Below are 15,418 nucleotides of genomic sequence, written 5' to 3' on the forward strand. Positions count from 1 at the left end.
ATTAAGCCTTGGCCACTTCTGCCAGGCTCCAGGCTTTCGCCTGCAGCGCCTTGGCGCGGTCGTCATACTTTGAGTCGACCAGCTTCATCTCGTCGTCGGTCACATCATTAAATTCATTCTTGATCAGATCACGTGCACGGTCCGACGCCAGCGCCAAGATGGCACCGAATTCGTCGTACGCGAGCGCCGCGAACGCCTCAACGTTCTTGATACCGGCCAGGCCCAGCTTGCCCGCAGTGTTGCGGTCCATGCCTTCCAGGTTAACCAGCTGCTCGTCCATCCCTTCCAGGCCTTCTTCCGAAGCAATTGCTTCAGTCACCAGCGCATCACGGGCACGGGTCCGCAGTTCGTTGACGGTATCTTCGTCGAAGGATTCGATATCGAGCATCTCGGAAATCGGCACATACGCGATTTCTTCGAGGCTAGCGAAGCCTTCTTCCACCAGGATGTCGGCCACTTCCTGGTCGACGTCGAGTTTTTCCATGAACAGCGCGCGGACTGCCGCGGTTTCCTGAGCCGATTTATTCTCGGACTCTTCGGCCGTCATGATATTGATCTTCCAGCCGGTCAGCTCGGCAGCCAGGCGTACGTTCTGGCCGGAGCGGCCGATCGCGATCGCCAGGTTTTCCTCGTCGACCACGACGTCCATCGCATGCTTTTCTTCGTCGACCATGATCGACGACACATTCGCCGGCGCCAGGGCGCCGATGACGAATTGCGCCGGATCTTCCGACCACAGCACGATGTCGACGCGTTCGCCGCCCAGTTCACCGGTCACGGCCTGCACGCGCGAACCGCGCATGCCGACACAGGTACCGATCGGGTCGATGCGCTTGTCGGCCGTATACACGGCGATCTTGGCGCGCACACCCGCATCGCGGGCAGCCGATTTAATTTCCAGCAAGCCTTGTTCGATTTCCGGCACTTCCAGTTCGAACAGCTTCATGATGAATTCCGGCGCGGTGCGCGACAGGATCACCTGCGGGCCGCGCATATTGCGGTCGATGCGCAGGATATAAGCGCGGACACGGTCGCCGATGCGCAGATTTTCCTTTGGGATCATCTGGTCGCGTGGCAGGCGTGCTTCGATCTTGCCCGATTCGACGATCGCGTCGCCGCGTTCCATGCGCTTGATGGTGCCGGTCACGAGCGAGTCGCCGCGCTCCAGGAAGTCGACCAGGATCTGTTCGCGCTCGGCGTCGCGCACACGCTGCAAGACCACCTGTTTGGTGTCTTGCGCGAAGCGGCGGCCGAATTCGACGGACTCGATCGGTTCTTCGATATATTCGTCGACTTCGATGTCGGGGATGTTTTCCTTGGCTTCGAAGTGCAGGATTTCCTGGTCGGGCAGTTGCAGGCCAGCCTCGTCGGGCACCACGTGCCAGCGGCGGAAGGACTCGAACTCGCCCGAATCACGGTCGATGGACACGCGAATGTCGACTTCGCCCTCGTAACGCTTCTTCGTGGCTTGCGCCAAGGCGAATTCGAGCGCCCCGAAGACCACATCTTTATCGACATTTTTTTCGCGCGCCAGCGCATCAACCAATAACAAAACTTCGCGACTCATGCTTTGCGACTCCTAAAATCCACCTGCGGCACCAAGCGTGCCTTATCCAAGTCGGCGAGCGTAAACTCCAACAGCGCCGGACCATCCTTGCTTTCAAATTCCAATGCGACATTCTCGCCTTGCGGGGCCTGCAAGATACCGGTGTAGGTCTTGCGGTCGGCCGTGCCGGGCATGGCCACGCGCAGCTTCACGGTGCATTCGCAACCGGCGAAACGCGCGAAATCGGCCAGGGTGCGTACCGGGCGGTCCAGCCCCGGCGACGAGATTTCCAGGCGCTCGTAGTTGACGTTTTCGACCGTCAGTACGTGCGACAGCTGGTGGCTCACGGTGGCGCAGTCCTCGACCGTAATCGGGCCTTTTTCGGCCGCGTCGGCTGCAGTGAAATCGATATACACGCGCAGGATGCCGCGCTCGCCCCGTTCGACATCAACGAGTTCGTAGCCCAGGCCACTGACTGTCTTGGCGATTAATTCAAACTGCTGCAAACAAGTTCTCCAGATCACGGTCCCGCAGGACCACTAAAAACGATTTACCAAAAAAAAAATGGGCATCTGCCCATCTTCCTATACTCCCGACCAGATGAAAGTACTTGCACCAGTCTGTGGTGGGAAGAACTTTTATTAGGCTGCAGATTATAACCTGTTATCGGGCCGTTCGCAATCCGATGACGGGCAAATGAACAGGCATACAACACTTATCAATCTTAAAACAAAAGCCGCGCCAGGAGTGCCGCGCGGAGATCCGTGCGCGCGCCGGGGGGATACAAAACAACACCCTCCGTCGTTTCCGCGCAGGCGGGAACCCAAGTTCTCGGTGCCGTCACTGGCTTCAGAGCAAACTTGGGTTCCCGCCTGCGCGGGAAGTCGGTTCTGGCAATGCCAGAGCCGACGAGATAACGGTGTACGCGAGCAATGCGGGCAACGCGGGCGCCAACGGTAACCGCAACGCGCGCTTAGGGAAAAAATTAACCCCGGCGACCGCGACGCGGCATGCCGTGATCGGCGCTACGCGGGCCTTGCGGACCCTGCGGACGGCGATTAGCGCCGCCGGCATTGCCGAAACCGAAGGTCGTTTGCAGCGGATCCGGCTGACGCGGCCCCTTGGCCCCGCCACCATTACCGCCATTACCACCATTGCCACCGCCCGGACGGCCGCTGCGCGGCTGCGCATCGCCCTGCGGACGCGCCGAACGCGGCTGTCCATCACCCTGCGGGCGACCCTGGCCCTGGCCACGGCTCTGGCCATCGAAGCCGCCGGCACCGCGTGGCTGGCCGCCCATGCCGCCGCCCGCACCACCCGGACGCCCCTGCGGACGGCCACCGGCGCCGCGTCCCGCACCGCCACGTCCATTTGGCGGACCAAACGGATCGGCATTGCGGTTGGCGTCGACGCGGTCGATGCGGTTGCCATCGGAACGCTTGTCCTCGTCCGTGCGCGGCTTGGCATCGCTGCGGCCTTTCGGACCGCGCGCGTCACCGCCGGCGCCTTTTTTCTCGACGCCGAACGCGGCCAGCAGGTCGCGCACGGTGTTTTCTTCCATCTCATCCCAGCGACCGCGCTTGAGGTTGCTTGGCAGGGTCATGATGCCGTAGCGGGTACGGATCAGGCGCGAGACGGTCAGGCCGATCGCCTCGAACATGCGGCGCACCTCGCGGTTGCGGCCTTCGCCGATGACCACGCGGTACCATTTGTTGATGCCTTCACCGCCGCCATCGGCGATCTTGGTGAACGAGGCCACGCCGTCGTCGAGCTCGACGCCGGCCAGCAGCTTCTGGCGCATGCCCTCTTCCAGCTCGCCCAGGGTACGCACCGCGTATTCGCGGTCGATGTTGTAGCGCGGGTGCATCAAGCGGTTGGCCAGGTCACCCGAGGTCGTGAACAGCAGCAAGCCTTCGGTATTGAAGTCGAGGCGGCCGACGGCCAGCCATTTGCCGGCTTTCATGGTCGGCAGGCGGTCGAATACCGATGGACGGCCTTCCGGATCGTCATGGCTGACGATTTCGCCGGCCGGCTTGTGGTACACCAGCACGCGTGGCGGCTTGCTGGTGACCTTGCGGTGAATCAGCTTGCCGTTGATGCGCACGGCGTCGGTCGGCAGGATGCGCTGGCCGATGTGGGCCGGCTCGCCATTGACCGAGACGCGCCCGGCGACGATCAGGTCTTCCATGTCGCGGCGCGAACCGAGACCGGCTTCGGCCAGCACCTTGTGCAGCTTCGGCGCGTCGTCGTCGGAGGTCAGGTCGCGGCGCACCTGCTTGACTGGCTGCGCGCGGCCGCCGTCGTTGGCGTCGAAGGCGTCCGAGGTCACGTACGAAAACGCGGCATCGGCATCGCTCATCTTGTTCTTGCCGTGGTGCTGCAAGCCAGGATTGCCTTTTTTGTTCTTTTTCACGCGCGGCTTGGCGTCCAGGCTGCGCTCCGGGCGCGGACCGCGCTCGGGGCGGGCAACCGGCTCGGCCGGTGCTTCGGCGACGACTTCCGGCTCGCCCGATTCGGCGCGCTCCATCTGGATACGGGCTTCGCGCTGGCCGCGCAGTTCGCGCATCTGGCGCGGGCCGCGTGGCGGACGTGGACCACGGTCCTGGTTCGCAGGAGCGGAGCCGTCGGCGGCTGGGGCGGCGGCACCGGCGGCGGGCGCTGGCGCGGCATCGGCGACGGCCGCTTTCGGCGCGCGCGGCTTGCGGGCGGCCGGGGCTGGCGCGGCGCTTGCTGGCATACCGGCGGCGGGCGTACCGGCGGCGGGCATACCGGCGGCGGGCGTACCGGCGGCGGGCGCGGCGCTCACGGACGCAGCGGCTGGGGCGCTGGCGGCTGCCGGAGCGGACTCGGCCGCTTCAACGGCAACAAGCTTCTTGGCGCGCGGCTTGGCGGCAGGCTTGGCTGGCGCCTCGGCGGGCGCGGCGGCCTCGACGTCGGCGACGGCTTTTTTAGCGGCGGCGCGCTTCGGTTTCGGCGCGTCGATGCCGGCGGCGGCGTCCGCCTCTATCTGTGCCTTGGTGCGGCGTTTTGGCTTTGCTACGGCCTCATCCATGCCTGCTACGTCGGCGGTACTTGTCTCTGTCGGTTTAGTTGGATTCATTATTCGTTTCTTGGTTGTGCTGACCTGGCGCAGCGTCAACCGTTATTTCTGGCGCAGGGTCGTGAATGAGGACTTCAGGAGATGAAGTATCGGAGCCGGCCGCATCCGCGACGGCGGGAGGAAATTCCTCCTGCGCGTCGCCGCTACCTGCACCATCGTCGTTTGCGGCCTCCGAGGCCGCCGCTTTATCAAAATTTTCCTGCAAGGCTGCCTCGAGTGCTTCCATTTCGAGACCGCCCCGCATGTCGCTGATTTGCTGCAATGGCGGCAGCTGGGACAGCGAATTCAAGCCCAAATCGTCGAGGAACTGCTTGGTCGTGCCCAGCAAGGCCGGGCGCCCGATCACTTCACGGTGGCCGATGGCATCGATCCAGCCGCGGTCTTCCAGCATCTTGATCGTCTGCGAATTGACGGCAACGCCACGTATTTCTTCGATATCGCCGCGTGTGACTGGCTGGCGGTAAGCGATGATCGCCAACGTTTCCAGGGTGGCGCGCGAATATTTCTGCGGCTTTTCCGGGCTCAGGCGATCGAGATACTGCTTCATTTCCGGGCGGCTCTGGAAGCGCCAGCCGCTGGCCAGGCTGACGATTTCGATGCCGCGTTCGCTCCAGTCGCGGCGCAATTCTTCCAGCATGATCTTGATGGTATCGGCACCGACCCCGGCGCCCATCGGGCGGCCATGGTCATCGACATCGACGAACAGCTTCTTCATGCCATGAATCGACATGGGCTCGCGCGCACAGAGCAAAGCGGTTTCGAGGACCCGTTTGGCCTCATCAGTATTCATAACGATGTCGTATGCGGATATTGCAATTAGGTCTGCAGAGAAAAAATCAAACAAATACCACTCAACGCATGGCAGCGAGCGTCACAGAATGACACCATCTTGCAGAGAAACACGTTGAAACTGGAATCCGTCGCCCGGGACGAAGCGCGCTGGGCGGGAATGTTACTGGTGGCGAGATGCGAACCCTGCCACACGGTTACCTGCATACCTGGCGAGGCTAAACCGTTGATTTTCAAGAGAAACGCTGGTTCGCCGCAGCGGCAAGGAGGCCAAGCTCCGGGCGCGCACTACACGAACGATCGACATCGTTTCCTCCAACTGCGGCCATTGTACCTGATAAAAGCGCGAAAAGGACAAGCATGGGCGTCAGAATCCCCTGCAAATGCCCTGCACCAAATTGGCCAGCACCCCAAACCGGGGTCAGAGCTCTGACTAGCAATTAATTGCCCCCCCAGATTCAAAACACGCTTCAACCGGGGTCTGACCTCTGATTACACGCTTCAACCGGGGTCTGACCTCTGATTAGAAATTAGTTGCCGGGCGAATAGCAGATAACGGTGCTGCCCAGATCCTGCCCTGCCTCCGCTCTATGAAGGCGATGCCCCACCACCGAAATTCTCAAGTACGACCAGGCCGAAATCCCGATTATCACGCCAGATTTCGCAATTAGTTGCTAATCAGAGGTCAGACCCCGGCGCTGATCACGCCAGATTTCGCAATTAGTTGCTAATCAGAGGTCAGACCCCGGCGCTGAGATTTCGCAATTAGTTGCTAATCAGAGGTCAGACCCCGGTGCTGAAGAATTGCTTCACATGCAACTAATTTCTAGTTAGAGCTCTGACCCCGGTTGTAGGAATTCGTGAGGGACCCGGTTTCGTTCGTGGGAAATTACCTAGCTGCCGAGCTTTTCGGCGAGGATGGCGGAGACGCCAAGAAAGGCGGGGTACTCGGCCGTGATGACAAAGGTCGGCACTTGCGCCAGATAATTGACGAAGCGCCCTTTCTGCTCGAAGCGGCTGCGGAAGGATGACCGCGCAAAGCGCTCGCCCAGCCGCGGCACGATCCCGCCACCTATATAGATACCGCCCTGCGCACCGAGCGTGACCGCGAGATTGCCCGCCACCGTGCCCAGCATGCCGCAGAAGGCGTCGATCGCCTGGTCGCACAAAGCGCATTCCCCCGCCAGCGCGCGCCGCGAGATCTCGGGCGCGTCCAGCTCCTGCGCCACCCGCCCCGTATAGTGCGCCAGCGCGCGGTAGATCAGCTCGATACCGTCGCCCGACAGCAGACGCTCGGCCGACACGTGCTCGTACTGGCGCCACGCGAACTGCAAAATCGCCACTTCGGTCTCGTTGGCCGGCGAAAACGTCACGTGCCCGCCTTCGCTGAGCAGCGCGGTCCAGCCGTCGTCCGACGGAATCAGCCCCGACACGCCCAGCCCGGTCCCGGCTCCGACCAGCCCCAGCGGCGTCTGCGCACGCGCCACGCCGCCGCCGATCTGCTGTTTCTGGCTAGCTGCCAGGTGCGGCAAGGCACGCGCCAGCGCGGTGAAGTCATTGACCACTTCCAGCGTCTCGAAGCCGCACTCGCGCCGCAAGGCGGCAATCGAGAATTCCCAATGATGGTTGGTCATCCGCACCAGGTCACCCGTGATCGGATTGGCAATCGCCAGCGCCGCGTGACGCAAGGCGCCCACGCCGGCGGCAAGCACCTTCGGCGAGCCCAGATAGGCACGCAGGGCATCGGCCAGAGTCGGATAGTCGGCACAGGGCAGCACCTCGATCAGCCCGGTCTGCCCGGGCGCCGTCTCCAGCGCGAAGCGGGCGTTGGTGCCGCCGATGTCGGCCAGGAGGCGCGGCCCGTCGGCATAGGCGGGGGACGGGGAAGCTGAAGATGGCGCGGTAGCGTGCTGAGTCATGGTGGCAAGTGTTCTATGGACTCGCCAAGCTTAATGGATCACATGCCCGAGGTGCAAGCTTTCTTTGTAGTTTTAGTACATTAGAACGATAAATTCTTGCGGCAAGGCGAGTTCCGGCAACGCTGCCCGTAGTATAGCTACGCGCAGCAGGGTCAAAACGAAAGGAAATGGGACCGAATCAGCCGGCGTGGGCAGTCTGCGGGTCGCTCGCGCCGCTGTGGTGGGCGTTCCATGCGTCAAGTCCACCATGCAGGGGCCGGGCCCGGTGGTAGCCCTTGGAAATCAGTTCCTTGGCGACCTGGGCCGCCGTGACGTCGTTCGGGCAGCTGCAGTAGACGACGATGTGGCGCTCCTTGTCGAGCAGCGCCATGACGCTGTCGGGCGTGCAAGCGTTATAGATCAGCGCGCCAGGCACGGCTTGTTCGAGCTGCTGGGCGGTGACGCTGCGCGCGTCGATGATGATCGGATGCTGCCCGCCGTGGATCAGCTGGACCAGCTCGCTCATGCTGATGCGCTCGATCTGCATGCCCTGGCGGAAGCGGCGCCGCTCGATGTACTTGTACAAGACGAACAGGGCAAGCAAACTCAGCAAGACCATCAGCGCGCTGCTGCCCATGTCTTCGAGCATGACCAGTACTTTGTCGACGCTGTTGTGGAAGATGACGCCGATGGCAATCCCGGTGCCGCTCCACAGCAGGCTGCCAGTCATGCTGAAGGCCAAAAAGCGCGGCGTGCTCACGCCCAGCGCGCCGGACATGGGCGAGGCGATGATATTGAAGCCCGGAATGAATTTGGCGACCATCAGCGATTTGGGACCGAAGCGCTTGAAGCGGTCTTCGGTCTGGCTGACGCAGTAGTCGGGCGAGAGCGAGATTTTGCACAGCAGCCGCAGGATGCGCTTGCCGTAGAAGCGCCCGGCGTTGAACCAGAACACATCGCTGATCAGGCAGGCGCCGATGCTGACGGCGAGGCACACCGGCAAGCTGATCTCGCCACCCGCGGCCAGCGCACCGGCCACGATCAGGATGGGGAAAGCGGGAATCGGCAAGCCGATTTGCTCGACCAGCACGATGGCAAACACGATGAGCACACCGTAGACCTGAAGCAATTCGATAAGATTGGGCATGCCGCTATCTTAGCCGAAAATGCGCCGGAAATCGCCCGCTGCCCGCATTGCCGCAAGCGCGCCCCGGCATGCGCATATTTACGCGCCCGGGATCGCCCCCAGCAAGACCCTGGTGTAGGCGTGCTGCGGATTGCGGTACAGCTCGTCCGAATCGGCCATCTCCACCACGCTGCCGGCACGCATCACCATGACCCGGTCGGCCATGTACTTCACCACCGACAGGTCGTGCGAAATAAAGATGTAGCTCATGCGGTATTCATCTTGCAGGTCCTGCAGCAGATTGAGTACCTGCGCCTGCACCGAAACGTCGAGCGCCGACACCGATTCGTCGCACACCAGGATTTCCGGACGCAGGGTCAGGCAGCGCGCAATCGCGATGCGCTGCCGCTGCCCGCCCGAAAATTCGTGCGGATAGCGCTGCATCGCCTGCGTCGGCAAACCCACCTTGTCGAGTAGTTGCAGCGCCATGGCCGTGCGTTCGCCGTCGCCCGCGCCGATCTGGTGAATGCGCATCGGTTCGAGCAGGATCTGCCCCACCGTGAAACGCGGATTGAGCGCGGCATACGGGTTTTGAAACACGATCTGGATGCGCCGCTTGTAGGCCATGAATTCGCGCGCCGGCATGCCGATCAGGTCCTTGCCGTCGAAGATCGCCGTGCCGCCGCTGGCCTGGTGCAGCCGCAGCAGGGTCAGTCCGAGCGTGCTCTTGCCCGAGCCCGACTCGCCCACCACGCCCAGCGTCTTGCCGCGCGCCAGGGTAAACGAGACGTCGCTCACGGCGCGCAGTTCGCGCTTGCCGAACAGTCCCTCGCGCGCGTAAAAACTTTTGCTCAGGTTGCGCACGACCAGGACTTCCTCGTCGCCGGCCGCGTAACCGCGCACGCGCTGGGGACCGGCGGCCTGCTCTTGCACTTCCAACCGATCGTCCAGATAGTCGCCGAGTACCGGCAGGCGCAGCGGACGCTGGTCCAGCCGCGGGCGGCAGTGCAGCAGCGCGCGCGTGTAGGGATCTGCCGGCCGCTCCAGCACCTGGCGCGCCAGGCCCTGCTCGCGCACCTCGCCATGGCGCATCACGATGACGTGGTCGGCGATCTCGCCGACCAGCCCCAGGTCGTGCGTGATGAACAGCACCGACATGGCGCGCCGCTGTTGCAGGCGGGCGATGAGCGCGATGATCTGCTTCTGGATGGTGACGTCGAGCGCGGTGGTCGGCTCGTCGGCGATCAGCAAGGCCGGCTCGCACGCGATCGCCATGGCGATCATCACGCGCTGCTGCTGGCCGCCCGACAGGTGAGCGGGATAGGCGTCGATCTTGAGCGCCGGATCCGGCATGCCCACTTCATCGAGCAAGGCCAGCGTGCGCGCCCTCGCCTGCTGCGCGCTCATGCCCATGTGCAGGCGCAGCACTTCGCCGATCTGGTAGCCGACCGTCAGCACGGGATTGAGCGAGGACATCGGTTCCTGGAAGATCATCGCGATCTCCTTGCCGCACAGGCGGCGCCGCTCCCTGGCCGGCAGCGCCAGCAATTCACGTCCGTCGAACACGATGCGCGAGGCCGGATCGATCAGCGTCGTTTCCGGCGCCAGCAAACCCATTACCGCCAGCGAGCTGACCGACTTGCCGCTGCCCGATTCGCCCACCAGCGCCACGGTGGCATTGCGCGGCAGCGCGAACGAGACGCCGCGCACCGCCTCGACCGTGGTGTGCTGGTCGACGCGGAAGGCAATGCGCAGATTGTCTACTTGAAGCAGCATGCGGGCCTTCTACTTGAGTTTCGGATCGAGCGCGTCGCGCAGCGCATCGGTCAACAGCGAAAACGCCGTCACCAGCAGCGCCATGGCGGTCGCGGCGGCGGTCAGTTGCCACCATTTGCCGAGGATCAGTTCGTTCTGCGCTTCGTTCAGCATGCTGCCCCACGACACCACGCCGACCGGCACGCCGAAGCCGAGAAAACTCAGGATCACTTCGGCCTTGATGAAGCCGACCGCCAGGATCGATAGCTGCACCAGCGCCACATGGCTGATGTTGGGAAAAATATGCGAGAACATCTTGCGCCAGTGCGAGGCGCCGATGGCGTCGGCCGCCATCACGTATTCGCGCCCCTTGTGCTTCATGTACTCGGCGCGGATCAGGCGGTACGGCCCGGTCCAGCCGGTCAGCCCGAGTATGAGCACGATGGTCGCCACGCCCTTGTGCTGCAACACGGCGGCCACCGCCAGGATCATCAGGATCGGGGGAATCGAGGTGAACACGCTGTAGAACCAGTTGAACAGGTCGTCGACCACGCCGCCGAAGTAGCCGGAGAATGCGCCGAACAAGGTCCCCAGCGCGACCGCCAGCAGCGCCGCCGCCAGTCCCACCACGATCGAGGTTTCGCCGCCCTTGATGGTTTTGAGCAGGACGTCGTGCCCCCATTTGTCGGCCCCGAACGCCAGCGTGGGCAGGCGCGCTGGCGGTGGCGCGGTAATCGCGGCGCCCTGCGCTGCGATGATGGCGGCGATGTCGCCGGCCAGCGGATCGAACGGGTTGGGCGGCGGCGCCGTGCGCGCCACGCCGGCACCCTCGTGCGTCAAGGCATCGGGGCCGATGAACGATGGCGGCGCATACGTGACGCCCACCTCCTCTTCCCAGCCGGCGGCGACCAGGCCCATGGAGGACAGCGCCAGCATGGCCAGGAACAGCGCCACCACGGCCAGCGACAGCATCGCCACGCGGTCGGCGCGCAGGCGCCGCATGGCCAGGGTCCACAGGCCCGCCGGTGCGCCCGTCATCACGCGAGCTGCACGCGCGGATCGACCGCCTGGTACAGCAGGTCGGCCAGCAAATTGAACAGCATGGTGGCAGCGGCCACGTACACGGTAATCGCTTTGATCACCGGAAAATCGCTGCGCTCGACCGCGAGAATGACTTCGCGCCCGATGCCGGGAATGCCGAAAAACCGCTCCAGCAAAAATGCGCCGATCAGCAGCGCCGGCAGGTTCGCCATCACGTGCGTGATGATGGGAATGGCGGCATTGCGCAGCACATGCACCCACATGATGCGCCGTTCGGACAGTCCCTTGGCGCGCGCCGTGCGCACATAGTCCTGCTGCACTTCGTCGAGCACGAAACTGCGGTACAGGCGCAGGGTCGGCGCGATCGACACGGCCAGCCCGATCAGCACCGGCAGCGCCGCATAGCGCAGCAGGTTCTCGCCCAGCCCGGCGCCCCAGCCCTGCACCGGAAACAGGCCCATCTTGTAGGCCAGGCCGTACTGGAAGGCGATGATGTACACCAGGATGCTGACCGACATGCCGACCGTGCAGGCAATCATCACCGCGCGGTCGGTCAGCGAGCCGCGCACGAAGGCCACGGCCAGCGCCAGCGCGATGCCGGTCGCGGTTTCGAGCACGGTCAGGGGAATGAGCACCGTCAGCGACGGCCCCAGCCGGCTGGCGATGATGCGCGAGACCGGCTCGCCGGTGCTCCAGGCATTGCCGAAGTCAAAGGTGAGAATCTGCCTGACGAACATCCACAGCTGCACATGCATCGGCTGGTCGGTGCCGAGCTGGCGCCGGATGTTGTCGATCTCGGCGGCATCGGACATCTTGCCGGCGAGCAGATACGCGGGATCGCCGCCAACCCAGTTAAACAAGATAAACACCAGCAGCACGACGCCCGCCATGGTGGGCAGCATCTGCCACAGGCGGCGCAGGATATAGGCAAGCATGGATGTGGCGCGGTCTTTCCTGGTCGTGGTGCGGTTCGGTTGCGGCAGTGCGCAGGCCATCACGATAGCGCATTTCAGGGGCGCGCGGTCATGACAGGCGAACAATATCCGGGCGCGCCTTGCCTTCGCCGCAACCCTGCCGACACAGGCCGACGACAGACTACGCCCACAAATTCAAGTACAAAATTGTAGCGTCGGGGAACTGTTGTTTCGCTGCCAAAATGAACGGTGTGTACATTGACAGTCAGACACTCAGGTGTTGATATATGTGCGCTTGGAAAATGTTCTCACCAACTATTTCCCAAGAAAACGGGAGACTGCATGTGTTTTTTGCCAATTTCAGCAAGCCTGTGCTGGGAATAGTGCAAAAAGCGAAATAGGCATGCAGATATAGACGTCTTTAACATTGATACCCTCTGGAGTTACACATGTTTAGAAAAACCGCAATTGCGCACGCCGTCTCTCTGGCGATCGCTTCGGCAGCACTTTCCGTGGCCGCGCCGGCCATGGCACAGGACGCAGTAACAGGTCCGATTCAACGCGTCGAAGTCACCGGTTCCAGCATCAAGCGCGCCAGCGCCGAAACCGCTTCTCCAGTCCAAGTCATTACTGCGCAAGACATGGCCAAGTCCGGCAAGGGCACGGTCGCGGAATACCTCCAGACCCTGACCGCCGATGGCGCAGGTTCCCTGCCGACAGGCTTCGGCAACGGCTTTGCCGCCGGTTCGACCGCGATTTCGCTGCGCGGCCTCGGCGCCACCTCGACCCTGGTGCTGCTCAACGGCCGCCGCATGGCGCCGTTCGCCCGCGCCGATGATGGCCAGAAGAGCTTTACCGACCTGTCGACCATTCCGATGGAAGCGGTCGAGCGCATTGAAGTGCTGAAAGACGGCGCCTCCTCGACCTATGGCGCGGACGCGATTGCGGGCGTGGTGAACATCATCCTGCGCAAGGATTTTACGGGCATCATCGCCAAGGGTACGATCGGCCAGTCCAAATACAAGGACGGCGAAATGGCCAAGGGCTCGCTGACCTGGGGCAAGGGCAACCTGGAAGCCGACGGTTACAACGTGCTGGTCAACGCCGAGTACTACACCAACAACGAACTGAAGAACAAAGACCGCGCCAACCGTGGCTGGATCGGCCACGGCGACCTGCGCCCATACGGCTATGCGATGGATACCCAGTTCGCGTCCGGCTACCTGTCCGGCAGCAACAACACCGGCGCCAGCCCGGCCGGTTCGATCCGCAACCCGGCCAACAATACCTACGTCTCGCTGCCCGGCTGCGGCGCCCTGTCGAAGACCGCCAACAGCGATCCGCAAGGCGGCTGCCTGTGGCACCACGACCAGTTCCGCTCGATGCAGCCGCAGGTCGATGGCTTGAACCTGTACACGCGCGCCACCAAGAAACTGGGCCAAGACCTGCAAGTCTACGGCGAAATCGGTTACTCGAAACGCGATACCTCGTTCACCCTGGTGCCGGGCGAAATCACGCGCACCTATGCCGGTCCGCCGACGGCTGCCAATCCGACCGGCGTGACCAACTGGGGTTCGGGCGCCGGCACCACCATGCAGCTGGCCGCCAACCACCCGCAAAACCCGTACGGCGTGCCGGTACGGGTGCGCTATTCGGCCTTCGACGTGGGTCCCAGCGAGCGTTCGGTCAACAATGAATTCAACCGCCTGGTGGTGGGCCTGAAGGGCGCCGGCATGGGCTGGGATTTCGACACGTCCTACGTGCATTCGGAATCGAAACTCGACCTCATGTACAGCAATATGCTGAACCTGCGCGTGGTCAAGGATGCGCTGGGCAATCCGGCCAGCTCCTACTTCCCGTACTACCTCGGCGAGCAGGCCGGCAAGAACCCGGCCTCGCTGTACGCGGCCATGGTGCGCACCGCCACCTCGCATTCGACCACCCAGCTCGACATCGTCGACTTCAAGGCCTCGCGCGAGCTGTTCCAGCTGCCGGGCGGGGCCATGGGCCTGGCCGTGGGCGGCGAACACCGCCGCGAAAAACTCGACAATCCATCGTTGTCGGGCACCGAGGATGGCAGCATCAATTCCTCGTACGTGGCCGCCAAGGGCGAAGAGAAGATTTCGGCCGTATTCCTCGAAGTGGCGGCGCCGGTACTGAAATCGGTGGAATTGTCGGCCGCGCTGCGTTACGACAAGTACACCAACTTCTCCTCGACCACGCCGAAATTCGGCGCCAAGTGGACCCCGGTCAAGAGCTTCGCCCTGCGCGGCACCTATTCGGAAGGCTTCCGCGCGCCGGGCGCCGCTGAAGCGAGCGCCTCGTCGCGTTCGACCGGCACCGCCACCACGCGCGATCCAGTCCGTTGCCCTGGCGGCACGCCGGCAGCCGGCGGCGGCAGCGCCACCGATTGCTTGATCTCGCTGGCCGCAGTCAAGGTCGGCAATCCGGCCCTCAAGCCGGAAACCTCGAAAGGCATGACGCTGGGCATGGTCTGGGATCCGCTGAACGATACCAGCCTGTCGGTCGACCTGTGGAAGATCAAGCGCAGCGACGAGATCAATCCGCTGCCGTACAACGAAGCGGCGGCCCTGCCGACCGCTGTGCGCGCGGATAACAACCTGGTGGTCGGCGGCGTGGCGATTCCGAACACTGGCACCATCCTGATCTCGAACGCGCCGTACCGCAATTCGAGCTTTACCGAGATCAAGGGCGTCGACCTGGACGTCAAGCAAAAGTTCCGTCTCGGCGACTATGGCCGTGCCAACCTGGGCCTGACCTGGACCTACATCGATTCCTGGATCCGTGCCGAGTCGGCTGCCGTCAAGTACCAGTACGCCGGCACCCACGGCAACTGCGACACCTCCAACTGCGCCGGTACGCCGAAACAGAAGGTCAGCTTCGTGGCAGGCTGGGACTGGCAAGACCTGAACCTGACTGCCACCACCAACTACCGCTCGAAGATGAAGAACGTGCAGTACGAGGGCGACATCTGCGCATCCAAATTCGCCAACGGCACCCCGGCGCCGAACGCGGAATGCACGCTCGCTTCGTTCACCTCGACCGACCTGTCGGTGCGCTACAACCTGTCGAAGAACTTCCAGCTGTTCGGTTCGATCAACAATGTGTTCGACAAGATCGCACCGCTCGATGCACTGACCTACGGCGGCATGAGCTACAACCCGATGGACGCCAGCGGCGCCATCGGCCGTTATTTCAAGGCCGGCGCGCGCTACCAGTTCTAGTCTG

At 63.2% G+C, this 15,418-nt stretch carries 10 protein-coding genes; 1 reads left to right on the forward strand and 9 read right to left on the reverse strand.

Annotated features, from left to right (window positions below):
• Nucleotide 1: 1 nt before the first annotated feature.
• The 9 genes from nusA to F2P44_RS09455 all read right to left on the reverse strand — a co-directional run bounded on the left by nusA (nucleotide 2) and on the right by F2P44_RS09455 (nucleotide 12,190).
• The gene (gene nusA / locus F2P44_RS09415; protein WP_099874597.1) at nucleotides 2-1,567 is read right to left on the reverse strand and encodes a transcription termination factor NusA; all 1,566 of its coding nucleotides are present in this window, start codon (nucleotides 1,565-1,567) and stop codon (nucleotides 2-4) included.
• Entirely contained in the window at nucleotides 1,564-2,052 is a 489-nt protein-coding gene (gene rimP, locus F2P44_RS09420) for a ribosome maturation factor RimP (RefSeq protein WP_167086444.1), read from the reverse strand. Before rimP ends, nusA begins: the two co-directional genes overlap by 4 nt.
• Nucleotides 2,053-2,531: 479 nt before the next feature.
• A complete protein-coding gene (locus F2P44_RS09425) occupies nucleotides 2,532-4,646 on the reverse strand; it encodes a pseudouridine synthase (RefSeq protein ID WP_167086445.1) in 2,115 nt (704 codons plus the stop codon).
• Entirely contained in the window at nucleotides 4,633-5,436 is an 804-nt protein-coding gene (gene scpB, locus F2P44_RS09430; RefSeq protein WP_167086562.1) for an SMC-Scp complex subunit ScpB, read from the reverse strand. Before scpB ends, F2P44_RS09425 begins: the two co-directional genes overlap by 14 nt.
• Before the next feature lie 892 nt (nucleotides 5,437-6,328).
• Complete coding sequence (locus tag F2P44_RS09435) at nucleotides 6,329-7,354, reverse strand: glucokinase (RefSeq protein WP_167086446.1); 1,026 nt, start codon at nucleotides 7,352-7,354, stop codon at nucleotides 6,329-6,331.
• A gap of 178 nt (nucleotides 7,355-7,532) precedes the next feature.
• Nucleotides 7,533-8,480: a VTT domain-containing protein gene (locus tag F2P44_RS09440; protein ID WP_167086447.1), complete on the reverse strand. Its 948-nt coding sequence runs from the start codon at nucleotides 8,478-8,480 to the stop codon at nucleotides 7,533-7,535.
• A gap of 78 nt (nucleotides 8,481-8,558) precedes the next feature.
• On the reverse strand, nucleotides 8,559-10,235 hold the full coding sequence (locus tag F2P44_RS09445; RefSeq protein WP_167086448.1) for an ABC transporter ATP-binding protein: 1,677 nt from the start codon (nucleotides 10,233-10,235) through the stop codon (nucleotides 8,559-8,561).
• A 9-nt stretch (nucleotides 10,236-10,244) separates the two neighbouring features.
• On the reverse strand, nucleotides 10,245-11,252 hold the full coding sequence (locus F2P44_RS09450; RefSeq protein ID WP_167086449.1) for an ABC transporter permease: 1,008 nt from the start codon (nucleotides 11,250-11,252) through the stop codon (nucleotides 10,245-10,247).
• A complete protein-coding gene (locus F2P44_RS09455) occupies nucleotides 11,252-12,190 on the reverse strand; it encodes an ABC transporter permease (RefSeq protein ID WP_167086563.1) in 939 nt (312 codons plus the stop codon). The genes F2P44_RS09450 and F2P44_RS09455 overlap by 1 nt, the downstream gene beginning before the upstream one ends.
• 428 nt (nucleotides 12,191-12,618) lie before the next feature.
• On the opposite strand from F2P44_RS09455, the gene F2P44_RS09460 reads away from it, so the two are divergent.
• Nucleotides 12,619-15,414, forward strand: a complete 2,796-nt coding sequence (locus F2P44_RS09460; RefSeq protein WP_223165015.1) for a TonB-dependent receptor — start codon at nucleotides 12,619-12,621, stop codon at nucleotides 15,412-15,414.
• Nucleotides 15,415-15,418: the final 4 nt, after the last annotated feature.

Origin of the sequence: Massilia frigida, from assembly GCF_011682175.1 — a bacterium.
Lineage (GTDB): Bacteria > Pseudomonadota > Gammaproteobacteria > Burkholderiales > Burkholderiaceae_D > Telluria_A > Telluria_A frigida.

Coding starts and splice junctions, on each gene's coding strand:
- nusA (WP_099874597.1), bottom strand. CDS start 1,567: ATGAGTCGCGAAGTTTTGTTATTGGTTGATGCGCTGGCGCGCGAAAAA.
- F2P44_RS09425 (WP_167086445.1), bottom strand. CDS start 4,646: ATGAATCCAACTAAACCGACAGAGACAAGTACCGCCGACGTAGCAGGC.
- scpB (WP_167086562.1), bottom strand. CDS start 5,436: ATGAATACTGATGAGGCCAAACGGGTCCTCGAAACCGCTTTGCTCTGT.
- F2P44_RS09435 (WP_167086446.1), bottom strand. CDS start 7,354: ATGACTCAGCACGCTACCGCGCCATCTTCAGCTTCCCCGTCCCCCGCC.
- F2P44_RS09440 (WP_167086447.1), bottom strand. CDS start 8,480: ATGCCCAATCTTATCGAATTGCTTCAGGTCTACGGTGTGCTCATCGTG.
- F2P44_RS09445 (WP_167086448.1), bottom strand. CDS start 10,235: ATGCTGCTTCAAGTAGACAATCTGCGCATTGCCTTCCGCGTCGACCAG.
- F2P44_RS09450 (WP_167086449.1), bottom strand. CDS start 11,252: ATGACGGGCGCACCGGCGGGCCTGTGGACCCTGGCCATGCGGCGCCTG.
- F2P44_RS09455 (WP_167086563.1), bottom strand. CDS start 12,190: ATGCTTGCCTATATCCTGCGCCGCCTGTGGCAGATGCTGCCCACCATG.
- F2P44_RS09460 (WP_223165015.1), top strand. CDS start 12,619: ATGTTTAGAAAAACCGCAATTGCGCACGCCGTCTCTCTGGCGATCGCT.